Raw genomic sequence first — 23,946 nt, forward strand, 5'->3', positions numbered from 1 at the left:
AGGTGCCTACATTACGTCAAAGTGACGCCTTGCTTGACGCTTTTTCTGAAAAGACTGAGAAGAGGTGACTTGTTCGCAGGTTCCCTAGTTAAACGACCCAATTAATCTATCTAATAAAAAGAATCATTTTACCGCTAGTATCATTAATAATGCCTCAATGAGTCTTATTAAGCGGTAAAATGGATAAGTTTAATTAAGCTCAATCCAATATAGTAAAACTCGTGCTATACAGAGCAAATACAACACAGGATGGAACCCAAATGAAACAGGTTAAAGTCAGTTTTATCTTGTTACCCGGCTTTGCTCTAACCTCTTTTTCACTGGCGATTGAAGCCTTAAGTGTGGCTAATTTACTTTATGGTGAAGAGGTGTATCAATATCAAATTTGCCATGCTCATGTCTCTAATAATAACGATAGCCATAACAATAACTCAAACCATCCAACCACTGTCTCAAGCTCAAACCATGTCCCCATTGAAACCAGTGGCGACCTAAACCTCTGTCAAAATAGTGACCTAATATTTGTCTGTGGTTATCTAAATACAGCGGATTACGATAACCCTGCCCTATTTAGTTTATTGCGCCGTGTCGCCCGTAAAAAAGGACGTATAGCGGCGCTCAGTTGCGCCAGCTTTATTCTTGCAAAAGCAGGCTTATTACAAGGCAAAAGCTGCACCTTGGTACCCGAATACAAAACCACATTTACAGAGCTTTACCCTGATATTCCGATTCAAGAAAACCTCTATACTGTCACAGATAATCTTTTGACCAGTGCGGGTGGTACGGCCACATTAGACATGTTGCTTTACCTCATTAGCCAAGATCACGGACGCGATTTTGCACACAATGCCTCACAGCAATTCCTGCTTGAACGCATTCGTAGCAGTGAAGAAATACAAACCAGCCGTCGTCATCTTAACCTAAGAATGAAATCACCTTGTTTAGGCGCCGCCGTCGAGTTAATGGAAAAACACATTAGCCACCCTTATCAAATAACGACACTTGCCAACAGAATCGGGACTACTCAAAGAAACCTAGAAACCGTTTTTCAGAAGTATGAGCAGATTAGCCCTGGCCGTTATTATCTACGTTTACGCCTACAACAAGCCCGTAAAATGATAGAAGAAACCCACCTCAGTTTAACCAAGGTGGCACAAGCTACAGGTTTCAGTTCACAAAGCCATTTCAGTAAATGTTTCAAGGACTTATATAACCAAAGCCCATCTGAGATAAGACAGATAAATTCATCGTTAAACTAGCAGGATATTTCGCTTTTGTTATATAAGTGAAGCCTCGGCTTCAGCGACACTGAAAGACATAAAACAACGCCATGAAGGTATTTAATTATGTCAATTTCAACCGCTAGCCAATTCGATTCTCGTCTAGAAAGTAAGTCCACTTCGTTCAATGAAATCCCCATTATTGACCTTGCTAAACTCATTGATGGTAGTGACCCAATGGCGGTAGCAAATGAGATTGGCGATGTCTGTAAAAATGTCGGTTTTCTCTATATCAAAAACCATGGCGTTAATAAGCAACTGATTAAAAAAGCCTACGATCAAGCTCAAGCGTTTTTCGATTTACCATTGGCACAAAAACAAGCCTTGAATATAGTGAATTCGGGTCAAACCCTAAGAGGCTATATTCCTATGTACGGGGAGAATGTAGACCCTGAAAACACTCGTGATTTTAAAGAGTGTTTTGATTTTGGTTTAAATGAAGAAGCTGTTTCACCCTTTTTTGGCCCTAACCAAATGCCTGAAGATCCGGCTGAATTTAAACACACCTTCGAGCAATATCATGAAGCTATGATGGTCTTATCCCGTAAACTCATCAGTGCCATTGCTTTAAGCTTGGATCTAGAGGCAGACTATTTTGCCAAGCTACAGCAAAAGCCTATTACCATTCAAAGGTTACTCCACTACCCGCCTCAAGAAGGCCCTATAAGCCAAGAAGAAATCGGTATCGGTGCCCATACGGACTATGGTTTTCTAACCATATTGTCCCAAGATGATATAGGAGGTTTACAAGTACAAAACCGTGATGGGGAATGGGTCAGCGCGCCGCCCGTTGAGGACACCTTTATCGTCAATATTGGGGATTTGGTACAGACATTTACCAATGATAAATATCTCTCTACCCTACACAGAGTGATCAATACCAGTGGTAAAGAGCGTTATTCTATCCCTTTCTTTATCGATCTGGATTTTGATGCTGAAGTGAGTGTTGTACCAAGCTGTCAAAGTGAGGAGAACCCGGCTAAGTATCAGGCTTATACCTGTGGACAGCATAAGTACAAACGTTTCCTTGATAGCTATGCTCATCTAACTAATTAAGATAGCTATCGGTATTTGGCTAATTAAGATAGCTATGATTATCTAACCAGCTAAGTATAAAGAATTGTCGACATACCAACGAATAAGCAGCCTTTCTTTTTTGAATGAAGACATCAAACAATAGAAGATCAAGGCTGTTTATTCGTTATTAAGGTACCCTATCAAAATTCGAAACGAGCTAGCTTAAAAGCTCACGCCACCTTAAATCCACCTTAAAAGCTTTTAAAAGTCAAAAGCCTCGGTATGAATGTTTGCGACAGGTACACCAATAGAAGCTAAGTATTCCGTCATCTGCTCCATAAATGACGCTGGACCACAAACATAAGCTTGTTGGTCTTTCGGATTTGGAACCAAAGCCTCTAATTGCACTTTTGTTAAACGCCCTTGCTCACTGGTGATAATATTTGTGTAGCTAAAATCTGGATAGTTATTTGAACGGCGAACAAGCTCATGATGGCTAAGTAGATGTCGCTGATACCTCTCCACATGAATCATTGTCACCTTGGTTTTATCTTGTAATGAAAAGGCGCCAATCCCTCTCACCATCGCTAAATTAGGGGTGATGCCAATCCCAGCGCTTAATAAAAGAAGCTGTTCGGGTACAAGGGGCGTTTGAGTATCAGCATCTAATGTGATGGCTGTCATTTCACCTTGAATCCCCTTTAATACAACCTCTAAACCTAACTCGGCATGATCATGAAGCCAATTTGTGACTAAACCATTTGGCACACGTTTTACACTAATATCTAACGTATTATCACCATTTAAGCTATTTGGTGTTTCGGACAAAGTCCAAGTTCTCACTTCTGAGGCGGCGCCTCCTGGAATATTATTAAATTCAAAACTGGCGTATTGGCCCGGCAAAAAAGCAATTCGATGTGAGACCACAAAACGAAATGTTTTAACGGTTTCAGTCTCTTCAACAATTTTGACTAGCGTCGCTTTTATAGGGCGCTCATTACCATTTATAGAAGGGTCGTCGATAGCGCTGTCACTGTTCGCGCTATCCTTACCAAGAATGGCGGGATTGTAAGGAGAATAATCCAATCGCCTCCATCTATGACTCGTGACGTTATCGGTACGTACTATACGCTCAATATGGAAAACAATGGCTCTAGATGCCCCTTCATAGCGGCCATCATGATCCCAATCCACCAGCGCACGACCTGTCATTTGAATCATGCTACCTGTCTCGAAATCCACCACAGTGACGCCAGCTCTGTCATTGACCTCCAAATTACCCGAGGTAAAAAACATGCCATTCCCACGATACTCTGGCCATTCAATGGTTGTTGGAGAGGTCACTCGAATAAACCCTGGCTTACCGCCACGATGATTACAATCTGCCCCAATATCTGGCGCATAACTACCAATCCACAATGTATCCATCGCTTGAATAAAGTCTTGGTCTTCTTTTGTCAGGCTTGTGCGCTCTTCTCTTTTCGCCCTCCTATTGATGGATTCAACATTGTTCGCATCAAGAATAATTTCTCTACGGTTAATGTATTTTGGGCAATTAGGTGTGTATTCATTTACCTGAAGATGAAGACCTCTGCCGTTATTTTCTTCAAAGCTACTCTCTTCAAAACCCAATGCCACGCCATTAATGCGATGTCGAATCCGTCTATTTAGATCAATTCCCAATAAAGAGAATGGCGTACCTGATTCAACCGTATTAAGCATGTCATTGTCGGGAATACTCTGAGAAGAAATAACAATTTCGTTTTCAGTGACAGCACTAAGATCCCCTGCTTTTGCAAACAAGGGGGTTAGCCATACATTCCCCGTATTCAAGTCCACGCTGGTCATCGCAGCAAATGATTGAGCGGCTAAGAACGCATCATGGTTCGCTAAAAAATTGAGAGCACTACGCTTACCTGCGGCTAATTCAGACGCGGCCCCACGGGTACCCGCTTTATCTTGAGCGGCTAATTCGCCCTGATGATATGGGAATTTACCAGTATTTTTGTCTGGATTAGACGGTTTATTAGACTCTTCGTTAGGCATAGCAAGCGCCCCCCAATTAATGATTTTAGTTACCGGCGTGCATCATAGGTTTAAAGCCTTCAATGGCTTCTATGTCACGCAACCATTGCTGAATCGCTGGATAAGCATCAAGGCTAAAGTTGCCTTCATTAACACGGGCAATATAGCTATAGCAGGCAATATCAGCTATCGACGGAGTCTCTCCAACCAGCCATTTTGTCTCTTTCAAATGAGGCTCAAACAGCTCGCCAAAGAGTTTTTCAGTCTTTTCTCTTGCTTGTGCTTCGTCTGCTGGCATGCCAAAAAGCTGTATTGCGCGCAACACAAAAGGACCATTCATGACTTCATGCACTGCAACCGATAACCATTGCTGAATGTTGGCTTGAGTTAAGGCATCTTCTGGCCACCAAGTATTGGTTTTATCAAACGTGCGGGCTAGATAAATCAATATCGCAGTAGAATCTCTCAAGGTAACTGAGTCATGACTCAAAGCAGGTACTTGCCCTAGCGGGTTTATAGCTAAGTATTCAGCCGATTTGTGCTCCCCTTCTGCTAGATTGACCAACTTCTCAGTAAAGTCGACGCCTAGAATATTCAAAAAGTTTGCCACGCGATGGCTATTACCTGATATAGGATGACCGTATAGTGTAATCATAATCTGTACTCCTTAATGTTTAGTATGCAATGTTAAAAATCGTTCTAAATAATGCTAATACATGAACCTTTTGTATTGGCACTCACTAACGTTTTTATTAATTCTGGTTGCCCATAAAATGCTGAGTGATCAATTTTTTCGATATGGCCATCTGTTATTTTGACAAGTGTTGGCACACCGCCTGAGCTCACTCTTGCCATTAATTCAATCGCCTGTTGAGATATCTCAGATGCCTTAGCGATGTTTTCTGCATTATCAAAGAGCTGAGCGGAATCCGGCTCGACCCCATCCTCAATTAATGTTTGTACTACGACGCCTCTGTTTTGAGCTGAAACCCCATTAATAAACCTTTGCTCTTCTAGCCTTTGACGAAGAGAAAACTCTTTCACTGGGCCTTGCTCATGCACCAAAGCAGCCGCTAGCGCTGAGTAGGTTGAATCTAAGATTTCAGCATCAGACAAAACCACATTGTCTTGATATGCCTGACTAAATACTTGCCCAGTAAGAGATGAGATATGAGCATCCATTTTCAATATAAAATCCCCTTTTCCATCTTTCATTCTTGGCGCATTCATACCTTGAAATAAATGACGATGGAGCACTTTCACTTGAGCACCGGTTTCAACCAGTGCATCAAAAAGCGGCGCAGCGCCATAACACCAACCACAATAGGTGTCGTAAATTATGATGAATTGAGTGTCTTTCATTTTTGCTTTTCCCGTTTAAATGCTCAGCAATAAGTCAGAAAAACTATACAAGCCAAGAATCGTTCGTGATAGATTGATTACATATAAACTGTGTCAGCTTTTTACTTACAATGAATACAAACTCAAAATATAATTTAAATCGACTCACCTATTTTGTTGCCATTATTGAAGAGAAAACCATTACGGCAGCGGCCGAAAGGCTTGGGTTAAGCAAAGCCGTTGTCAGTAAACAATTGCAACTTTTAGAAGAGGAACTAGGTGTTAGCCTAGTAGTGAGAAACACACGTCATTTACATGCCACTGAAACAGGTGAAGCGTTTTACACGCGCAGTAAAGAAGCCCTTAAATATGCACAATACGCATTTGATACTGCCGCTGAAGATAGCCATGAACCCAGTGGGCTTATCAGACTAACATCGCCAATTGATTTAGGTGTCTTTCAATTAGCACCCGTTATTGCAGAATTTTGCGCTCAATATCCCAAAGTTAAAATTGAAGTAGATTTAAGTGACGAAGTAAAAGACATAGTGGCTAAGCGCTATGATTTATCTTTTAGAGTTGGTTGGTTACAAGATTCAACGAATCGCGCAAGAAAAATTGGCTCCTTTCGTGAGGTTGCCTTATGCACCCCAGAATTTGCAAGGGATTACTCTCCCAAAACACCAATGGATTTACCCTCACTACCCTTTGCAGCCTATAATGTTATCGACAATTCGGCTCGCATTTTCACTCACAAACCCACTCCAGATGTAAAAGATCAAGATTGCGAAGTTTTGCTCAATACAAATCTCACATTTAATACGACATTAGCGATTAGAGAGGCTTTGGCGACAGGTCGTTATTTTGGTATTTTGCCTGATTTTACCGTCAAAAAGGATTTGAAATCTGGCTTGTTACAAGAACTACTGCCTAGCTGGAAGCTCAGAGAAGGCGGCATCTATATTGTCCGCCCTCCAACTCAGTTGAGAACACAAGCGGTTCAATTATTCATTGACGCAGTGGTTTCTAAGTTTGAAGCGACAATATAGATAACACAGGGGGATGACGGTTATTTCGCACTTGGATCGAGTTCTTTGACCTCTTCTCTCATATCTACATGCTCTAACAACCAGTTTTTAAGCACATAAGCATGGATGTTTGCTCGGCCTTTTTTCGGGATCAACATGTAATAATCGCGACAGGAAGGTACGCCCTTGTAAGGTGCAATCAAACGCCCATTTTTAAGCTCTTCCCCTACTTGTGATGCTCTTGCAAGCGCAATACCTAAGCCCGCTTCGGCAGCGGCTATGGCCATGTATGAGCGGTTAAAGAAGTGGCCTTGAGTACTGTCGATACCATCAATTTTGGTTTCGTCTAACCAGAATCGCCATTCAGCATCTTGTTCGGCGTCAATCCACGGCATGGCATCATGTAAAAGTGAAGCCTCTTCTAAGGTTTTCGCTTGCTTCCAATCAGCCTGTTTCATGTATTCTGGGCTCATCACAGGCAAGAGCCTTTCTTTTACCAAGAGGTTTGAAGTAAAGCCTTCGTATTGACCATCACCATAGTCAATGGCGATATCAAAATCCGCACCAGCAAGCTCTAATAAGGCCTCATCTGCGTAGGTTTCAACCTTAATATGAGGGTATTCCAAGTTGAATTCTTGCAACTTAGGAATCAGCCATTTAAAAACAAATGAAGGGGTAGATTTTAGTCTAACCACGTTATCAGACAATTTGGCTTGTAGCCTGCGTATCACCATTTCCACAGATTCTATGGATTGTTGAGTGACGTTCAGCATCTCTTTGCCTTCTTGCGTTAGCACGATTCCGCTTGGCTGACGATCGAATAACTTAAAGCCTAATTGCTCTTCTAATTTTCTAATTTGCTGACTAATTGCCCCAGTTGTGACACAGAGTTCTTTACCCGCCGCCGAAAAGCTCAATAGCCGACCACAGGCTTCAAAATATACTAAAGAAGAGAATGTTCTTGCGTTCAACTTGGTCATTCAATCACCTATAATAGAAAACCCGTTTAGTAAAACTAAACCCCTTTTAAGAAAGTATCATTTGTTTTCATTCACATCGCAAAACATAATGATGCACAAATGTTAACGAATTCGGACGCATTATGGCAGTACTAAATATTACAAATGAAGAAAAAACTCAGATTCAAAATGCTGAACCACTACTCTGGTTAAACTCAGCATTTAAAAAAACAGCTGCGCCATTAGCGACCCCAAATAGAAAAGAACTGTTTGATGCTGAAGCTAGGTTAGCGCGCTTTGCTCCCTTGCTAGCGCGCCTTTTTTTAGAGCTTGAAGCTTATAACGGTTTAATTGAATCTCCCCTTTTAGCAAGCAAGAAAAACGCTAAAGATAAGCCAGATTTATACTACAAGGCAGACCAACAACTGCCCGTTGCAGGCTCAATTAAAGCGCGTGGCGGTATTCACGAAGTACTACACTTTGCCGAGTCACTTGCCATCAAAAATGGCATTATCAACGAACAAAACTTCGACTACAAAACCTTAGCTAATCCACCCGCTCGTGACCTCTTCGAACGCTATACCATTGCTGTTGGCAGTACAGGTAATCTAGGACTAAGTATTGGTATTATGGCAAATGCACTAGGCTTTAAAGCTGTTGTACATATGTCATCTGATGCGAAAGAATGGAAAAAAGAAAGGCTCAGAAAACGTGGTGTAAAAGTCATTGAACACGCCTCAGATTATGGTGCAGCAGTTGCCGCTGGTCGTGCTGAGTCTGATGCAGACCCCTTTAGTTATTTTGTTGATGACGAAAATTCAAGCCATTTATTCATGGGTTATGCGGTAGCCGCTTTAAGACTAAGAGCCCAGCTAGATGACCAAGGCATCCAAGTAGATAGCGAACACCCCCTGTTTGTTTATTTACCTGCGGGTGTTGGCGGTGCACCTGGTGGCATTACCTTTGGCCTTAAATCCCTATTTGGTGAAGATGTACATTGCTTCTTTGCCGAACCAGTACAAGCCCCATGCATGTTATTAGGTATGGCGGGCAAACATAACTCGCATCCTATTCATGTCAAAGATATGGGTCTGAGCATAGATACAGATGCCGACGGTCTTGCTGTTGGTACTGCATCACAATGGGTGTGTGACGCTACTCGTCACCTTCTATCTGGCGTGTATACAGCGACAGATACTGAACTCTATCAATCACTACTCGCGCTGAAAGAAGAAGAGAATATCGAGGTTGAGCCTTCCGCTGCAATTTCACGCCTCGGCCCTCAACTACTTGAAAGCGAAGCCGGTCAAAACTATCTCATCAAGCACAATTTAGTTTCGAAAATCAATCAATCTACGCATATCGCTTGGTTAACAGGCGGCTCATTCGTACCAGAGGAGGAATACCAAAACTACCTGAATAAAGCACGACGCACATAGGAGAGTTACTGACTGGTCTTGGTCTCTTTCCAAATCTATAGCACTTAGCGAACACTCAAAAACACAAAAAAAACAATATCTGGAGTTCTTTCGATGGAAGCTTTAACGAATTTTATCGGCACGGTAAATGGCATAGTGTGGGGTTGGCCTATGCTAATTCTCATTCTTGGGGTCGGATTTTTTATGAGTATAGGTTTAAAACTTATGCCTATTTTAAAACTCGGCACTGGCTTTAAACTACTTGCAGGTGGCACAAAAGCAGAAAAAGGCGAAGAAAGTGAGGGTGAAGTTCCTCCTTATCAAGCCCTAATGACTGCCATGGCTGCGACAGTTGGTACAGGTAATATTGCAGGTGTTGCTACCGCAGTATTTTTAGGGGGTCCAGGCGCACTATTCTGGATGTGGATGACTGCACTTGTTGGTATGGCTACCAAGTATGCAGAAGCTGTATTAGCTGTAAAATACCGTGAAGTAGATGAAGAAGGTAACCATGTGGGTGGTCCTATGTACTACATCAAGAACGGTATGGGTAAAAACTGGGCTTGGTTAGGTACGACTTTCGCTATCTTCGGTGCAATTGCTGGTTTCGGTATCGGTAACGGCGTGCAATCTAACTCTATTGCACAAGTTATTGAAACTAACTTCTCTGTTTCACCTCTCATTACTGGCCTGATCGTTATGGTACTTGTTGGTGCTGTATTGATGGGTGGTATTAAGCGTATCGGTTCTGTGGCAGGTGCACTTGTACCTTTCATGGCTGTTGCTTATATCATTGCAGGTCTTATCGTTCTTGCGACAAATGCGGACCAAATTGGGCCTGCTATGTCTTTAATCCTTGAAAGTGCTTTCACTGGCCATGCGGCTGAAGGTGGCTTTGCGGGTGCTGCTGTTTGGGCTGCGATTCGTTTCGGTGTGGCTCGTGGTGTGTTCTCGAACGAAGCGGGCCTAGGCTCAGCGCCAATCGCTCATGCTGCTGCACAAACTAAAGATCCAGTTCGTCAAGGTTTGGTTGCTATGCTAGGTACATTCCTAGACACCATCCTAATCTGTACTATTACTGGTCTTGTTATTGTGTCTTCAGGTCTATGGACAAGTGGTACTTCTGGTGCGGCGTTAACGTCTGCAGCTTTTGCTCAAGCATTACCAGGTATAGGTAACTACCTAGTAGCTATCTCTCTAGCTATATTTGCTTTCACAACTATCATAGGTTGGTCTTTCTATGGTGAGCGTTGTGTTGAGTTCTTACTTGGTGTTAAAGCAATTAAGCCATACCGCATTCTATGGATACTTGCTATCCCAGTAGGTGCGACATTGAGCTTAGACTTTGTTTGGTTATTAGCTGACACACTTAACGCTATGATGGCCTTACCTAACTTGATCGCTATTGTGGTTCTTAGCCCAGTAGTGTTCCAGTTGACACGTGAATTCTTCGATAAGCAGAAGAAAGAAGCGGCTCAATTGGCGAAATAATTAAGTTGTAACGTCACAAATAAAAAGGGTCTAGCCACTTGGTTAGACCCTTTTTTTGGCTTTTTATAAACTTTAGACAAAACCAAAACGTACAATTAATGACGAAATTTAGCGCTAAAAAGCGAAAAACAAGTTTTTTTAAATAAAAATCTGATCTTTTTTTAAGCAAATTCTCGTTACTTTTTTAACCTCATTCCTGTCTTCTTGGTCATTTTCATCAGCTTTCGCTAACTCTCTAAAAACATGAGAAAAAGACTAAATATTTCACTTTTATTTAATTTGAAATTTTATTGTCAACCTCGATTTAAATATAAATTTTCTCTTATCTAAAACATCTAGTTACTCACCTTGTGAAATCTTTAACAATTGTTTCAGCTGCGCCACAAAGCTAGCATGCATGGGTCTTCTGAAGAAATCTGAACGATCGTACAGCTTTTTTTATTTGTAGGTCGTTTATCAGAAAAAATAAAAATAAATTAACCAAAGATTGAACATTACGACGGAGTTTATCCATGCAAAAAACACTATTAGCCCTTGCTGCTGCCTCTCTAGTTTCGATACCAGCACAAGCGGAACAATTCTGGTCTGATACAAGCGTATCTCTGTTAAATGGAAGTAATTACGAATTCGCTAAAGATGTCGATATTACCACCATGACACTAGAGCACGTCTCTGGCCATAGCTGGGGTAACCTCTTCTTCTTCCAAGATCGTCACAAAGGTGGTTCTTACTCTGAGTCTTACGGTGAGTTCAGCCCATCTTTCACTTTAACAAAACTAAGTGATGATGGTTTTTTCAAGGATATTAATGCGGCCTTTACCTATGAGTTTGGTACAACACAAGGTGGACAAAGCTTAGATAACTACCTATTTGGTATTGGCTCTAACTTGAATGTTCCTGGCCTAGACTTCGCTAGCGCGACGGTTTATATGGCCAACAATGAAGAGTTCTATGGCAACTCTAAAGACTACCAACTAACGCTGGCATTTGGTTATAGCAGTGGCAACTTTGGTATTGATGGTTTCATGGATTACTCTTTCGCGAACGACGTGGATAGCAAGAAAAACAGCATGAACTTTACCCCACAAATCACTTACAACATTGGCCCTATGTTAGGCACAGACAACAAAGTGAAAGTGGGTGTTGAATACTCTTATTGGACAAACCAGTTTGGTATCAACGACCAAGATCAGAATGCCGTTAGCCTATTGCTAAAAGCGCACCTTTAATCCTTCTTTATTCCCCTTAAAGACTGATTAGGGCTATCAACTGGTGAGAATCAGTTGATAGTTCGGCGTTTAAGCAAGTTAGGCTGCTTGCTTTGCGTTATCTGTCTATAAGGTAAACCAAGCCTAGTTTGATTGTTTTTCCTATTAGGTTACCCATTTTGCCCTTAGGTCAAAATGCTTACTTGATTAAGCTAATCATTAACATGTACCCAGCATAAATGGTTAGCTGTTGATTAAGCGATTTGACCTCCTGTAAGAGAGGTTGTCGCTTCTTTCTTACTGGCTGGGCGCTTTTTAATACTTTCCATACTTCCCATTTTCGTCTTAAGCCAAACACATCATCTCAGTCTGACCAAGCCTCATCTCAAAGTGCCTCTATCTATAAAATTAATACATTTGAGGCACAAAAAAAGCCGCAACACCTAGATGTTGCAGCTTTTCTTAGCATCTTAAATTAAAGTGCAGCAGTCACTGTCACTTCAACCAAAACAGTGTCACGTACCATAGTTGCTTGAACGCAAGTACGAGCAGGTGCAGAACCCATAGGTAGCCACTCATTCCATAGGGCATTAAATGTAGGTACATCCTTGTTATCTTTAACATGGATTAAAGCAGATAGGATTTTAGTATTATCTGTACCCGCTTCTTTTAGATGCTCATCAATACGCGCTAGTACAGATTTTGTCTGGCCAGCCATATCTTCTGTCACATCGTGTGGTACCTGACCACAAAGGTATACCGTCTCATTATGGATAACAATGCGGCTAACTCTTTCGTCTGTTTGCATGCGAGTAATGGTCATGGCGTGATTCCTATTAATTAAAAAGTAAAAATTGATGAGGATCTCATCAACGAAAAAACGCCTTATATTGTATGTTTCTAACGTTCTAGATTCGAGAGAATATCATTTCATAATACAAATTCTTTTTATACTTTGAAAAGTTTGTCTTATCTTTTAGCCGATCTCAAAGGATGTCACCCCATAGATACGGTTTAATGGGAGTGCTGGCTGAGTTTGAGTGTACATACGAGCCGTTTCAAACACAGGCTCCATGGCAAAACCCTTTGCAAATAACACGGCATCTTGATGACAGGCCGGTACATCTAAGAAGAAAGCAGCCCCTTTAGGTAAATCAGCCGTTAAAGCAGCAATTAAAGACCTCGCTATCTCTAGCGAATCGGCAAACAAAGGGGCGATTTTATAACCCGTTTGGCACTGCCTGATGACCCCATAACCTTGTACGCTACCCTCGTCCACATAAGCCAAAGCGTTAGCATCATCTTGCTCAACCCAAGCTTGAACAAAAGCCGTGCGATCAGCAGGAAAAAAGGCGTTTTCATAAGTAAATAAAGATGAAAGTGGCACAGTTCCAAGAGGCACTACAGCGCCTTTAAGCTTATTTGGCTTATCAGCATTCACTAGACCCACCTCACCTTGAAAACGCACATTGGCGTAGGCCAGTTGAAACCCTGATTTTTGATAGTTTGCTTGCTGAGCAGCCACACCATCTAAACCAATATTACAGCCAGATAAATAAGACATTGCCGCTTGCCAAAGCTGCATGCCGTAACCCTGCCCACGAAACTCAGGCTTTACTAAATAAAAACCAATAAAAGCAAAGTCTGGGGAATATTTAATCGCCGAGATACAGCCTATTGCCTTCCCATCGAACTCGGCAAGTAAGAAGCCATTTGGATCTGCAAGAAAGTAGGTTTTCGCATCGTGTAAACCTGGATTCCAGCCCTCAATTGCAGCCCAACTTAATGCTAAACCGAGTTCTTCTTGGGTCATTTTTCGAATATGTAATTCTGCCACGAGACTCTCTCCTAAGCCCTATTCACTTGCTCTTGCTAGCATGCGAGACATAACAGGGTGATCTTCCTTAAGCTGAAGCAAATCCCACAAGTTACCATACAGATCTTTAAAGACAGCGACTATGCCATAGGGCTGCTCTTTTGGGTCTCTAACAAACTCAATTCCTAAACCTTTCATTCTTTCATAGTCACGCCAGAAATCATCTGTATTCAAAAACAAGAACACACGTCCACCAGATTGATAACCAATAAAGTCTTCTTGTTCCGGTTTTGAGGCTCTGGCTAATAACAAACTCATTTCTTTTGAACCAGGAGGTGCGACAACAACCCAGCGTTTATCTTCTTCTGGCAGGTATAAGTCTTCGATTAAATCGAATTTAAGTTTATTAACATAAAAATCAATGGCTTCATCATAATCTCTGACGACTAGAGAGACGTGTACTATTGCTTGCTTCATTCCCCTACCTCTTGTGTTAATTGCACTCAATTAGAAAAACTAATCGATTAGCTGCTTAAATTTCACTCATTCGAAAGTGCCATACAGGCCGTGGATGATATCAGTCACACTTTAAATAGAAAGCCAAGGGTTAAAAACTTTATAAACGGATATCTGAAACAGGTTTAGAAACTCTAATTTCGCCTCAAGATTAGAAGAAATTAAACTGTTTCTGCTATAATCCCGCTTTTTTTTAGATTCTACACTTTTTATCTTTTATATTTAGATCGCACAAACGAGACGAGAATGGATTTAGCACTAGCTAATAGGCAGCGTATTGAGAAACTTCCATGCATTGCCCATGCCCCAGAAAACTTAGAAACACTGCTTGATGCAGGTTCCTTTCGTGAACGATTACACCTTGAAATTAGCCAAGCTAAACAACGTATCTATCTAGTTGCCCTTTACTTACAAGATGATGCTGCTGGTAGAGATATTCTTACGTCACTCTACCAAGCCAAACAAGCAAATCCAAAATTAGATATTAGAGTGCTGGTTGATTGGCACAGAGCACAACGTGGTTTAATTGGTGCGAATAAATCCGATGGTAATGCGGCTTTTTATAGAGAGTATGCAGAAGCCTACGAACACCAGATAGAAGTACTTGGCGTACCCGTTAGAAACCGAGAAGTATTTGGCGTACTTCACCTTAAAGGCTTTATTGTCGATGATAGGGTTATCTATAGTGGCGCCAGCTTAAACGATGTGTATTTAGCGCAACAAGATAGATACAGATACGATAGATATCATGTACTGCAAAACAAAGCCCTTGCCGATACCATGTCTGCTTTTATCGTAGACACACTGACAGATAGCGATGCGGTAAACTGCTTAAACAAGCAAGTAAGACCAACAACCAAGGCGTTAAAAGGGGCAATTAAAAACCTAAGAAGCCAACTGCAAAGTGCCAGTTATCACTTTGATAACCAAAGCATTAGCGCAAATCAAGTAGGCTTAACCCCGCTAATAGGCTTAGGTAAACGCAAAAATCGTTTGAATAAACATATCTGCACCCTACTTGCTAGCGCTCAAAAAGAACTTACCATTTGCACTCCCTACTTTAATTTTCCAAGATTAGTTAGCAAAGAGATTAAACTCGCACTAAAACGTGGTGTAAAAATTAATATCATAGTGGGCGATAAAACAGCTAACGACTTCTTTATCCCACCAAGTGAGCCTTTTAAAACGATTGCAGGTTTACCTTATCTATATGAAGTGAATCTAAGAAAGTTTGCTAAGCAAAATGAGAGTGCCATTAACAAGGGCCAGTTATCTTTAAACCTATGGCGTCATGATAACAATAGCTTTCACTTAAAAGGCATCTGGGTTGATCAGCAATATATGATGATCACAGGGAATAATCTGAACCCACGAGCGTGGAAACTGGATTTAGAGAATGCCATTTTAGTTCATGATAAAAACCAACTATTAGCAGAACAAAACGAGAAAGAGCTCGCCTGCATCATGCAGCACTGCACCCGAGTGAATAGCTATCTTATGATAGACAATGTTAATAGCTACCCTAATGAAGTGAAAAAGCTGATTAAGCGTATTCACCGCACCAAGGTAGACCATATCCTTAAGCAAATCCTTTAACCAGTAGATTCGGGCCTCTCATGTTTTGATAACTAAGCTAAAAAGCACAGATTCGCGCTTAACTTACTAATCAAAACATGAGCTTACCTATACCCGCTATTTTCAGATAGTTTCCTGCCTAGCCTTTTCTTTTTCTTACTCATTTGATAGTCTGCTTTCAATTTTTTTGATTCTGCATCAACGGATACATTGTCTTTTGATCGCGCGAATATACTGTTTAAATTATCTTCTTCATAAGCACTATCGGTTATAAGGTTATGATTCTAAACAAGTATTTCAATATCATTACTCTGGGTTACTATACAGACATTGTATTAATCTGGGCTGGCATTGAACGAGTAGTTTGATACCCTGCTTTTACCAACACCATCGAGTCCATAAATAAGAGACATTTTATTTATAAGTGAAATTTTCGAAATATTGTTTTTACTCTTAGCGACCTCTGCATGTACTTCAGTGATCATATCTCCTTATATTTTTCGTTTACGATAGGGCTGAGCGAGTGCTGAAGCCAAATTGGCGATTAATACAAAGCTAAAGGCGGCCGTTAACCTAATCATGCTTGAACACTTTATTCAGTGTATTTAGCTTTTTTAACCAGAAATTGGAGTGAGTGTCTTGATAAGACCTATTTTAATTGTATAACTTTTACTCTCTGGCTATCTTTTTAACTGTTTTAATTCGTTTTTTTGATTTATATAACATTGACCAGCTTAATATTTTTTAATGCAGGAGCATCATAGTTGAATACCTTACTCTGGCTACCTTTACTGCCCTTATTAGGTAGTTTAGTTCCCCTTCTTACAGCGCGTTACAATCGTAATGTCTGTACATTATTCACCGCCATTCTCCCCTTTATTGCTTTATTACTTGTCGCTGAAATGACACCGGATGTACTGAATGGCGAAAACCATTATGCAGCCGCTCAATGGATTCCTCTGCTAAACCTAAACATCGCCTTTCGTTTAGACGGTTTATCACTGCTATTCTCCATTTTGATTTTAGGCATTGGCCTGCTGGTCATTTTATATGCTCGTTACTATCTATCTCCCAAAGATTCGATAGGTAAGTTCTACTCATTCCTCATGCTATTCATGTTCGCCATGTTAGGTGTCGCTTTATCTGACAACTTGCTGCAAATGTGGATGTTCTGGGAATTAACCAGTATCAGCTCTTTCTTACTGATTAGTTTTTGGGGGCATAAATCTGAAGCGCGTAAAGGCGCTCGAATGGCTCTGACTATTACAGGTGCAGGTGGTTTATGCCTTCTAGCCGGCATTATCATTCTAGGAAACATAGTAGACAGCTACTCTTTGCAGGTTATTTTAGATAGCGGCGACTTTATCCGCGCACACTCTGCTTATCCTGTTATTCTGGTTTTATTCCTACTAGGTGCTTTCACTAAATCAGCACAATTTCCTTTCCACTTCTGGTTGCCACATGCCATGGCAGCACCGACACCTGTCAGTGCTTATTTGCACTCAGCCACCATGGTAAAAGCGGGCATCTTCTTGATGGCCCGAATGCACCCTGTTTTGGCAGATACAGAACTTTGGTTCTTAATTGTTAGTTTAACGGGGTTGAGCACCTTGTTACTGGGTGCCTATATCGCTCTGTTCAAGCATGATCTAAAAGGCTTGCTTGCTTACTCAACTATCAGTCACCTTGGTTTGATTACCTTGCTACTCGGTTTAGATACACGTCTTTCTACCGTTGCAGCCCTTTTCCACATTATCAACCACGCAACTTTTAAAGCCTCGTTATTCATGGCCGCAGGTATCATTGACCATGAGACAGGCTCACGAGATATGCGCCAGCTAAACGGCTTGTGGAAATACATGCCTCATACGGCAACACTGGCAATGGTGGCAGCTTCCTCTATGGCAGGTGTGCCTCTATTAAATGGTTTCTTATCTAAAGAGATGTTCTTTACCGAGACGCTTCACCAGGCGGCACTTGGCTCTCTTTCTTGGATGATCCCAGTATTAGCAACGGTGGGTGCCGTGTTTGCAGTGGCTTACTCAATGCGTTTTGTACACGATGTCTTCTTTAACGGTGAGCCGATCAATCTACCTAAAACGCCTCACGAAGCACCAAGATACATGCGTGTTCCTGTGGAGATATTAGTAGCCTTATGCTTATTAGTGGGTATCTTCCCAGGCTTTATTATCGGCGATTTATTGTATGCCGCTTCTTTAGCTGCAATAAATGGACCTGTGCCTGAGTACAGCCTGTCTATCTGGCATGGCTTTAATTACCCATTATTGATGAGTTTTGTGGCGACAGCCGGCGGCCTGGTTATCTACTACTTCAGACAGCATTTGTTTGCTTTCCAAGCTAACTTCTCTGAACCTGATGCCAAGCAGATTTTTGATAACATAGTTAAAAATATCATTAAGCGCTCAACCACTCTCTTTAACTTTCTAGAGAATGGTTCTTTACAAAGGTACAACTACTTACTCATCAGTTTGGCGGCCATTATGATGGCGGCACCTCTGATGGATTTAAGTACTACCTTAGGTGTGCGCCCTGAGTTGCCATACAATGTTGTGGATGTCACAGCAGCTGTTCTCTTAGTGATAGGCGCTCTTACAACCGCCATCTGTCATAGACACAGAATGTTGGCATTAATATCCCTATCCATAGTCGGCTTTGTAGTGTCATTAGCCTTTGCACGCTTTTCTGCTCCTGACCTTGCTTTAACGCAATTATCAGTCGAAGTTGTCACTGCGGTATTATTGATGCTGTCTTTGTTCTTCTTACCACAAAGAGCACAAAAGCAATCTAATCCAAGACGCCTCATTCGTGACCTTGGTATTTCTGCGGTTGTTGGTGGCTTAATCGGTACTATTTGTTACGCCATACTTACGAGACCACTAACCAGTATTTCTGACTTCTTCATCGCCAATAGTAAAACTGGCGGTGGCGGTACAAACGTTGTTAACGTCATCCTAGTGGATTTCCGTGGTTTTGATACCTTAGGGGAAATTACCGTTCTAGGTATCGCAGCACTAGGTATTTACAAGCTAATTGCCCGCATGAAGCTATTCATGCCAAGCAGTGATTACAAAGGCCGCCCTTGGTCGAATGATGGACACCCTATGATGTTGGCTGTCTTATCACAAAGCTTATTACCCATTGCCCTACTCGTGTCTGCATTTATCTTCTTCCGTGGCCACAACATGCCAGGCGGTGGATTTATTGCAGGTCTAATCACCTCTGTTGCCATTATCCAGCAATACATTGCACACGGTGTTGATTGGATGAAACACAGAGTAAAAGTCGATTACCAAATCCTAATCGGCAGCGGCATCGCCATTGCTGCACTAACAGGTGTTGGCAGCTGGGCGTTTGATAAGCCTTTCCTCACCTCTTGGTTCGATTATTTTTACTGGCCTGTTGTTGGTAAATTTGAATTAGCCAGCGCCATGATCTTTGACCTAGGTGTTTACCTGACTGTCATAGGCGCAACCATGCTTATTTTGGCTAACCTAGGCAAATTAACCACCAGTGAACGTCCTATTCAGAAGGAGGAAGAATAAATGGAAGGCATTTACGCTTTTTGTGTTGGTATGCTAACCGCATGCGGTATCTTTTTAACGCTACGCGGACGTACTTTCTCCGTTGTTCTAGGCCTTACCATGCTGTCTTATGCAGTTAACTTATTTCTCTTTGCCAGTGGACGCCTTGCGATCGACAGCGCGGTTATTCTTGGTGAGTCTGAAATTTATGCCGACCCGCTACCTCAAGCCTTGGTTCTTACCGCGATTGTCATTGGTTTTGCTATGACAGCCTTTGTGGTGATCCTAGCCATGAGGGCTCGTGCAGATTTAGGTAACGACCATGTTGATGGAAAAGACCCTGATGAAGTCGCAGCCTCTATGACGCTGAATAAAAAAGGGGAGATAAACTAAATGCAACACTGGACAATTCTTCCTATTTTGCTGCCTTTGCTCGTTGCATCTGCCATGCTGCTACCCCCTTTATCCTCAAGGATTCAGTGGTTACGCATCGCATCAATCGGCACCTTAGCCATACTGACTATTTTAGCGGCCTTACAAGTAGCGACTGTTATTACTGAGGGCACTCAACTCTATATTCTAGGTGGGTGGTCACCACCATTTGGTATCGTCCTTGTTGCGGATAAAGTATCGGCATTATTGGTACTACTTACCAGCTTCCTCGCCCTGTGCTGCATGATTTATGCGTGTGCTGACCATGATAAAGGCGGTGAGTTCTTTCATCCGCTTTTCTTATTCCAAGTCATGGGTATCAATGGCGCATTTCTAACAGGAGATTTGTTTAACCTTTTCGTCTTTTTCGAAGTCTTGCTGATCGCCTCTTATGCCCTATTAGTGCATTCTGGCGGTAAGAATAAAACCCAAGCCGCAGTCCACTACGTGGTGATCAACCTGCTTGGTTCCAGCTTATTCTTGTTCGGCCTTGGCATTCTTTATGGCACATTAGGTACACTGAACATTGCGGATATGGCGGTTAAAGTCAGCCAACTTCCAGAAAGTGAAACCATACTGGCTAAGATTGGCGGCTTACTTCTCTTAATAGTATTTGGTCTTAAATCTGCCATGCTGCCTCTACAGTTCTGGCTTTCTAAAACCTACTCTTCGGCCAGCGCGCCCGTTGCTGCCTTATTCGCTATCATGACAAAGGTAGGTATCTACAGTATCTTCCGTGTCTTCACAGTGATATTTGGCGACGATGCAGGCGAACTAGCTAACTTCTCAGTCGATTGGTTATGGCCCCTAGCGATACTGACAATCTCTATTGGATCTTTAGGTGTACTAGCAAGCCCAACGCTAAAACTGCTTGCATCTAATTTGGTGGTTGTCTCTGCAGGTACCTTACTGGTTGCCGCTGCATTGCACTCTGAGCTTGCCATCGCTGGCGCGCTTTACTACATAGTACACAGTACGCTAGTAACAGCAGGCCTCTTCCTCTTAGCGGATGTGATTGCCAAGCAAAGAGGACAAGCAGAAGACCGCCTAGTCAACTCAAGAGCTCTGTCTCAACCAAAACTCATTGGTTTTGGATTTGCCATATTAGCCTTAACCATTATCGGTATGCCGCCTTTCTCAGGCTTCATAGGAAAAATAATGGTACTTAACTCAGCCGAGACAATGGCAACTCGCTTATGGATTTGGCCGGTTATTCTAATGAGTAGCTTGATTACCTTAGTGGCATTTTCAAGAGCGACTTCCAAGCTCTTCTGGAAAACACCCAATACTAAAAACACGGCGGTTGAAAAAGCGCATCCTTACGAAGTAACTGCCATAGTCTTACTCATATTAGGCGCGCCTTTACTTGTGCTTTTCGGAGGCCCAATGACAGAGTACGTCATACAAGCCGCTGCTGACCTCCATAATATGGATGTCTCCGTGTACCCATTACTGCCAGAGGAATCATAATGAAACAGTCTAGCTTTCGCATGTTCCCTATGCCTTTTCACAGCATGTTGCTCTTTGTTATTTGGCTGCTATTAAACAACAGCCTTTCAGCAGGGCATTTGCTACTGGCAACCATTTTAGCCGTTACTATCCCTTGGGCCGTCAGTAGCATGACAACAGAACGCCCTAGTATCAAAAAGCCAATGCTTGCGATCTCTTACGTATTTCTCGTGCTTAAAGACGTTATCAGCGCCAACTTTTCAGTAGCACTTTTAGTGGTTGGCCCTCTCAAAAAATTAAGCCCTGGATTCGTTGCTGTGCCATTAGATATCGAAACTGAATTAGGCATCACCTTACTTGCCAGTACAGTGTCTCTAACACCAGGTACAGTGAGCGCCGAGATCTCTGAAGATCAAAAATGGCTCTACGTTCATGCCCTGCACTTAGAGAACCCAGAAGAGTTAATCGAAGAGGTTAAATCTCGTTACGAAGCACCACTAAAGGAGATATTCGGATGCTAGATATAGCCATTCAAATTGTAGGACTCATCTTGTGTGCCTCATTAATATTAACCTTATATCGTTTACTGGTTGGCCCTAAGCTACCAGATAGGATTCTTGCGCTGGATACCATGTTTATCCACGGTATTGCCTTGATACTCCTCTATGGTATTGCCATTGAAAACGCAATCTACTTTGAAGCAGCGCTACTCATTGCCATGCTTGGCTTTGTTAGTACATCGGCCTTGTGCAAATACTTGCTGCGCGGCGACATAATAGAATAAGAAGGTAACTATGAATTTTTATGTAGAAGCAATTGCGTCAGCCATACTTGTTTTTGGCGGTGTGTTCTTATTAGTTGGCTCTATCGGTTTAGCACGCTTACCCGATGTTTATATGCGTTTACACGCACCGACTAAAGCAACCACATTAGGTATTGCAGGTGTGCTTATCGCATCGTGCATTATCCAATCCTATCGCCAAGAAAGCCTGTCTATCAGTGAATTATTGATTACCTTATTCTTGATTATTACCGCACCTATTGCGGCGAATATGGTAGCTAAAGCGGCACTTCACCACGAAATAGACCCTATCGAAAGAACGAAAGGCCAAGAGCTCATCGCAACTGCAAAAGAAAGAACATCACCTCCAGCACCAGAGGCTGAAGAAGGGAAAGAAGCCTAATAGGAAATAAGCACAGCTTAAGAGATCTCGTAAAGCATGATAGCTTGGCCTAAGATTCAACCTTAGGCCAAGCCTTAAACAAAGTAGTTAGCTCAGCATGATGACAAACGATCAGTCCGCCGATTAACTTTATTCCCACTCTCCAATCCGCCTTTTCAAACTCACTAAACATCCAGCCTTCTTCAAGGCAAACAAGCAAAAGCTAATATCAAGAAGTCGTATTAAGAGCGAACAGATTTGAAGCAATTAACTCCCTCATCCTTGAGAGAGTTTAACTGTGAGATATAAATTAAGGAAAGCAGAGCTTAAAACCGCCTGAGTTAACCTAAGAACAGCTTTTAGGCGTGGCCCACACCTTGCGCCATCAAAACAGCTAAGAGAGGAATAAAGACTAACGCAACCAATTCCAGACGCTTCAAGAGAATGACTTTGCTAGGAACAAGCACCTCACTCTCAGCACTTTTTCGGTTTTTGACAAAAAAGATGGTTGGCATAATAGATAGCAGAGCAACAAACAAGAACAAGCTAAATTTGATATGAAACACCATGTTTTTTGTATAAAAGTCACCAGGCTTTCCAACCCAAAGCCACAAAGATAGACCCGTCAGTAAAATTACTATCGCACTAATACCATAGAAGGCATCAATAACCGCAAGCTTTCTCAACTGGCTGCCACTCAATTGCTTTGATAAAAAAACATTTTGGCACACCAACATAGAGGCAAGTGAAATAATGCCAATAAAATGCAGGTATCTGACCACTATATCTTCCATATAACATACTCCAATCGCCTAGTTAGATCTGCATAAGATCTATGTAGGTTCAGTTTTTTGCAAGCAAAAAGCTCATATCAAAAGTAATATTTTGCAATTAGGTATCTAAGCTGAAAATAAAAGTATAGGAACTCTTCTTAGATAAGCGCCTGACATTATGCAGTGTTATGGCAAGAGCCTTATCAAGAAGTAAGCATAATAAAGTCCTAATTTAAAAGGCATTAAGAGCCGCTTTAAGAATCACTTTAAGAAACACCTAACGGACTATCATTAAGCTTTGCCATCAATACATGGTCTTGCCACTTACCTGCGATTTTTAGGTATTTCCTCGCATAACCTTCCTTTTCAAACCCCAACTTATTGAGCACAGCACCACTGCCCTCATTCGTCGGAATGTAATTCGCCATGATGCGATTAAGTTTCAAGCGCTCAAAAATATTAGCAATGCCAGCATCTAAAATCTCAGTCATCAAGCCCTGCCCTTCAAACCTTTTATCAATGGAATAACCTAAGAAACAGGCTTGTAAAGGACCTTTGACAATTCCAGTAAAATTGCACACACCCAGTACCTGAGTTTGATCTTTATTAAATGCAACCAGCCTGACTTCTTTATCTGCTTCAAAGTCTCTCTCGCTTTGCTCACCCATAGCTTTAAAGTTACTCAATAAGAGATAGCCTGAATCACGAATCGGCTCCCAAGGGGCCAGATGAGCCTGATTTTCCTGATAGTATTTTAAGACGAGATCAGCGTTAGCCGCAGTAAAAAGAACCAAAGAGGTTCGAGGTGTTTCTATCACAATACGTTTCCTTGTTATGTGTTGATGAATGTTTTTTGAATTTGGTTGGCTTAAGGGATTGATAGGCATGTAAATAAATATGAGGAATTTTGATA

At 41.8% G+C, this 23,946-nt stretch carries 22 protein-coding genes; 13 read left to right on the plus strand and 9 right to left on the minus strand.

The features are described from left to right. The first annotated feature begins 260 nt into the window (after nt 1–260). Complete coding sequence (locus TW85_RS15900; protein WP_046018123.1) at nt 261–1,259, plus strand: GlxA family transcriptional regulator; 999 nt, start codon at nt 261–263, stop codon at nt 1,257–1,259. Nucleotides 1,260–1,346: 87 nt separating this feature from the next. Next, nucleotides 1,347–2,336, plus strand: a complete 990-nt coding sequence (locus TW85_RS15905; RefSeq protein ID WP_046018124.1) for a 2-oxoglutarate and iron-dependent oxygenase domain-containing protein — start codon at nt 1,347–1,349, stop codon at nt 2,334–2,336. A 222-nt stretch (nt 2,337–2,558) separates the two neighbouring features. Here the strand turns inward: TW85_RS15905 and TW85_RS15910 are convergent, their stop codons facing one another. The 3 genes from TW85_RS15910 to TW85_RS15920 are packed head-to-tail and all read right to left on the minus strand — an operon-like array spanning nt 2,559 to nt 5,684. Beyond that, complete coding sequence (locus TW85_RS15910; RefSeq protein WP_046018125.1) at nt 2,559–4,343, minus strand: pyridoxamine 5'-phosphate oxidase family protein; 1,785 nt, start codon at nt 4,341–4,343, stop codon at nt 2,559–2,561. A gap of 25 nt (nt 4,344–4,368) precedes the next feature. Beyond that, on the minus strand, nt 4,369–4,977 hold the full coding sequence (locus tag TW85_RS15915; protein WP_046018126.1) for a glutathione S-transferase family protein: 609 nt from the start codon (nt 4,975–4,977) through the stop codon (nt 4,369–4,371). Between the two features lie 44 nt (nt 4,978–5,021). Next, on the minus strand, nt 5,022–5,684 hold the full coding sequence (locus tag TW85_RS15920) for a hypothetical protein (protein ID WP_046018127.1): 663 nt from the start codon (nt 5,682–5,684) through the stop codon (nt 5,022–5,024). Nucleotides 5,685–5,794: 110 nt separating this feature from the next. On the opposite strand from TW85_RS15920, the gene TW85_RS15925 reads away from it, so the two are divergent. Further along, nucleotides 5,795–6,712, plus strand: a complete 918-nt coding sequence (locus tag TW85_RS15925) for a LysR family transcriptional regulator (protein ID WP_046018128.1) — start codon at nt 5,795–5,797, stop codon at nt 6,710–6,712. 20 nt (nt 6,713–6,732) lie between these two features. On the opposite strand, the gene TW85_RS15930 is transcribed toward TW85_RS15925, so the two are convergent. Next, nucleotides 6,733–7,671 carry a LysR substrate-binding domain-containing protein gene (locus tag TW85_RS15930; RefSeq protein WP_046018129.1) on the minus strand — a complete coding sequence of 313 codons (939 nt, stop codon included), beginning with the start codon at nt 7,669–7,671 and terminating at the stop codon, nt 6,733–6,735. Between the two features lie 122 nt (nt 7,672–7,793). Between TW85_RS15930 and TW85_RS15935 the strand changes: the two genes are divergently transcribed. The 3 genes from TW85_RS15935 (at nt 7,794) to TW85_RS15945 (ending at nt 11,788) form a co-directional block, all read left to right on the plus strand. Continuing rightward, the gene (locus tag TW85_RS15935; RefSeq protein ID WP_046018130.1) at nt 7,794–9,089 is read left to right on the plus strand and encodes a D-serine ammonia-lyase; all 1,296 of its coding nucleotides are present in this window, start codon (nt 7,794–7,796) and stop codon (nt 9,087–9,089) included. A 93-nt stretch (nt 9,090–9,182) separates the two neighbouring features. Next, entirely contained in the window at nt 9,183–10,559 is a 1,377-nt protein-coding gene (locus TW85_RS15940) for a sodium:alanine symporter family protein (RefSeq protein ID WP_046018131.1), read from the plus strand. Nucleotides 10,560–11,071: 512 nt separating this feature from the next. Beyond that, the gene (locus tag TW85_RS15945) at nt 11,072–11,788 is read left to right on the plus strand and encodes a hypothetical protein (RefSeq protein WP_046018132.1); all 717 of its coding nucleotides are present in this window, start codon (nt 11,072–11,074) and stop codon (nt 11,786–11,788) included. A gap of 454 nt (nt 11,789–12,242) precedes the next feature. On the opposite strand, the gene TW85_RS15955 is transcribed toward TW85_RS15945, so the two are convergent. The 3 genes from TW85_RS15955 to TW85_RS15965 all read right to left on the minus strand — a co-directional run bounded on the left by TW85_RS15955 (nt 12,243) and on the right by TW85_RS15965 (nt 14,060). Beyond that, nucleotides 12,243–12,590, minus strand: coding sequence for a RidA family protein (locus TW85_RS15955; protein ID WP_046018134.1), 348 nt, complete (start codon nt 12,588–12,590; stop codon nt 12,243–12,245). Nucleotides 12,591–12,743: 153 nt separating this feature from the next. Beyond that, on the minus strand, nt 12,744–13,604 hold the full coding sequence (locus TW85_RS15960) for a GNAT family N-acetyltransferase (protein WP_238326233.1): 861 nt from the start codon (nt 13,602–13,604) through the stop codon (nt 12,744–12,746). An 18-nt stretch (nt 13,605–13,622) separates the two neighbouring features. After that, on the minus strand, nt 13,623–14,060 hold the full coding sequence (locus TW85_RS15965; RefSeq protein WP_046018135.1) for a VOC family protein: 438 nt from the start codon (nt 14,058–14,060) through the stop codon (nt 13,623–13,625). A 285-nt stretch (nt 14,061–14,345) separates the two neighbouring features. Here TW85_RS15965 and pssA point away from each other — a divergent pair, with 285 nt between their 5' ends. The 7 genes from pssA to TW85_RS16000 all read left to right on the plus strand — a co-directional run bounded on the left by pssA (nt 14,346) and on the right by TW85_RS16000 (nt 22,281). Then, nucleotides 14,346–15,695: a CDP-diacylglycerol--serine O-phosphatidyltransferase gene (gene pssA / locus TW85_RS15970; protein WP_046018136.1), complete on the plus strand. Its 1,350-nt coding sequence runs from the start codon at nt 14,346–14,348 to the stop codon at nt 15,693–15,695. A gap of 743 nt (nt 15,696–16,438) precedes the next feature. Further along, a complete protein-coding gene (locus TW85_RS15975) occupies nt 16,439–19,237 on the plus strand; it encodes a monovalent cation/H+ antiporter subunit A (RefSeq protein WP_046018137.1) in 2,799 nt (932 codons plus the stop codon). Then, nucleotides 19,238–19,609, plus strand: coding sequence for a Na+/H+ antiporter subunit C (locus TW85_RS15980; RefSeq protein WP_046018138.1), 372 nt, complete (start codon nt 19,238–19,240; stop codon nt 19,607–19,609). After that, complete coding sequence (locus TW85_RS15985; RefSeq protein WP_046018139.1) at nt 19,610–21,118, plus strand: monovalent cation/H+ antiporter subunit D; 1,509 nt, start codon at nt 19,610–19,612, stop codon at nt 21,116–21,118. Next, nucleotides 21,118–21,618, plus strand: coding sequence for a Na+/H+ antiporter subunit E (locus TW85_RS15990; protein ID WP_046018140.1), 501 nt, complete (start codon nt 21,118–21,120; stop codon nt 21,616–21,618). The genes TW85_RS15985 and TW85_RS15990 overlap by 1 nt, the downstream gene beginning before the upstream one ends. Beyond that, nucleotides 21,612–21,881: a K+/H+ antiporter subunit F gene (locus TW85_RS15995; protein WP_046018141.1), complete on the plus strand. Its 270-nt coding sequence runs from the start codon at nt 21,612–21,614 to the stop codon at nt 21,879–21,881. The genes TW85_RS15990 and TW85_RS15995 overlap by 7 nt, the downstream gene beginning before the upstream one ends. Before the next feature lie 10 nt (nt 21,882–21,891). Next, nucleotides 21,892–22,281 (plus strand): Na+/H+ antiporter subunit G, encoded by a 390-nt coding sequence (locus TW85_RS16000; RefSeq protein ID WP_046018142.1) that lies wholly within the window; start codon nt 21,892–21,894, stop codon nt 22,279–22,281. A 338-nt stretch (nt 22,282–22,619) separates the two neighbouring features. Here TW85_RS16000 and TW85_RS16005 read toward each other — a convergent pair whose 3' ends face one another. Together TW85_RS16005 and TW85_RS16010 are read right to left on the minus strand one after the other, a co-directional pair. Further along, on the minus strand, nt 22,620–23,054 hold the full coding sequence (locus TW85_RS16005) for a DUF2214 family protein (RefSeq protein ID WP_046018143.1): 435 nt from the start codon (nt 23,052–23,054) through the stop codon (nt 22,620–22,622). A 245-nt stretch (nt 23,055–23,299) separates the two neighbouring features. Then, a complete protein-coding gene (locus TW85_RS16010) occupies nt 23,300–23,851 on the minus strand; it encodes a GNAT family N-acetyltransferase (protein WP_046018144.1) in 552 nt (183 codons plus the stop codon). Nucleotides 23,852–23,946: the final 95 nt, after the last annotated feature.

The organism is Marinomonas sp. S3726, assembly GCF_000967665.1.
Lineage (GTDB): Bacteria > Pseudomonadota > Gammaproteobacteria > Pseudomonadales > Marinomonadaceae > Marinomonas.

Excerpts from the sequence above, each read along its gene's own strand:
- TW85_RS15900 (WP_046018123.1), top strand. The coding sequence starts at position 261 with ATGAAACAGGTTAAAGTCAGTTTTATCTTGTTACCCGGCTTTGCTCTA.
- TW85_RS15905 (WP_046018124.1), top strand. The coding sequence starts at position 1,347 with ATGTCAATTTCAACCGCTAGCCAATTCGATTCTCGTCTAGAAAGTAAG.
- TW85_RS15910 (WP_046018125.1), bottom strand. The coding sequence starts at position 4,343 with ATGCCTAACGAAGAGTCTAATAAACCGTCTAATCCAGACAAAAATACT.
- TW85_RS15915 (WP_046018126.1), bottom strand. The coding sequence starts at position 4,977 with ATGATTACACTATACGGTCATCCTATATCAGGTAATAGCCATCGCGTG.
- TW85_RS15920 (WP_046018127.1), bottom strand. The coding sequence starts at position 5,684 with ATGAAAGACACTCAATTCATCATAATTTACGACACCTATTGTGGTTGG.
- TW85_RS15925 (WP_046018128.1), top strand. The coding sequence starts at position 5,795 with ATGAATACAAACTCAAAATATAATTTAAATCGACTCACCTATTTTGTT.
- TW85_RS15930 (WP_046018129.1), bottom strand. The coding sequence starts at position 7,671 with ATGACCAAGTTGAACGCAAGAACATTCTCTTCTTTAGTATATTTTGAA.
- TW85_RS15935 (WP_046018130.1), top strand. The coding sequence starts at position 7,794 with ATGGCAGTACTAAATATTACAAATGAAGAAAAAACTCAGATTCAAAAT.
- TW85_RS15940 (WP_046018131.1), top strand. The coding sequence starts at position 9,183 with ATGGAAGCTTTAACGAATTTTATCGGCACGGTAAATGGCATAGTGTGG.
- TW85_RS15945 (WP_046018132.1), top strand. The coding sequence starts at position 11,072 with ATGCAAAAAACACTATTAGCCCTTGCTGCTGCCTCTCTAGTTTCGATA.
- TW85_RS15955 (WP_046018134.1), bottom strand. The coding sequence starts at position 12,590 with ATGACCATTACTCGCATGCAAACAGACGAAAGAGTTAGCCGCATTGTT.
- TW85_RS15965 (WP_046018135.1), bottom strand. The coding sequence starts at position 14,060 with ATGAAGCAAGCAATAGTACACGTCTCTCTAGTCGTCAGAGATTATGAT.
- pssA (WP_046018136.1), top strand. The coding sequence starts at position 14,346 with ATGGATTTAGCACTAGCTAATAGGCAGCGTATTGAGAAACTTCCATGC.
- TW85_RS15980 (WP_046018138.1), top strand. The coding sequence starts at position 19,238 with ATGGAAGGCATTTACGCTTTTTGTGTTGGTATGCTAACCGCATGCGGT.
- TW85_RS15985 (WP_046018139.1), top strand. The coding sequence starts at position 19,610 with ATGCAACACTGGACAATTCTTCCTATTTTGCTGCCTTTGCTCGTTGCA.
- TW85_RS15990 (WP_046018140.1), top strand. The coding sequence starts at position 21,118 with ATGAAACAGTCTAGCTTTCGCATGTTCCCTATGCCTTTTCACAGCATG.
- TW85_RS15995 (WP_046018141.1), top strand. The coding sequence starts at position 21,612 with ATGCTAGATATAGCCATTCAAATTGTAGGACTCATCTTGTGTGCCTCA.
- TW85_RS16000 (WP_046018142.1), top strand. The coding sequence starts at position 21,892 with ATGAATTTTTATGTAGAAGCAATTGCGTCAGCCATACTTGTTTTTGGC.
- TW85_RS16005 (WP_046018143.1), bottom strand. The coding sequence starts at position 23,054 with ATGGAAGATATAGTGGTCAGATACCTGCATTTTATTGGCATTATTTCA.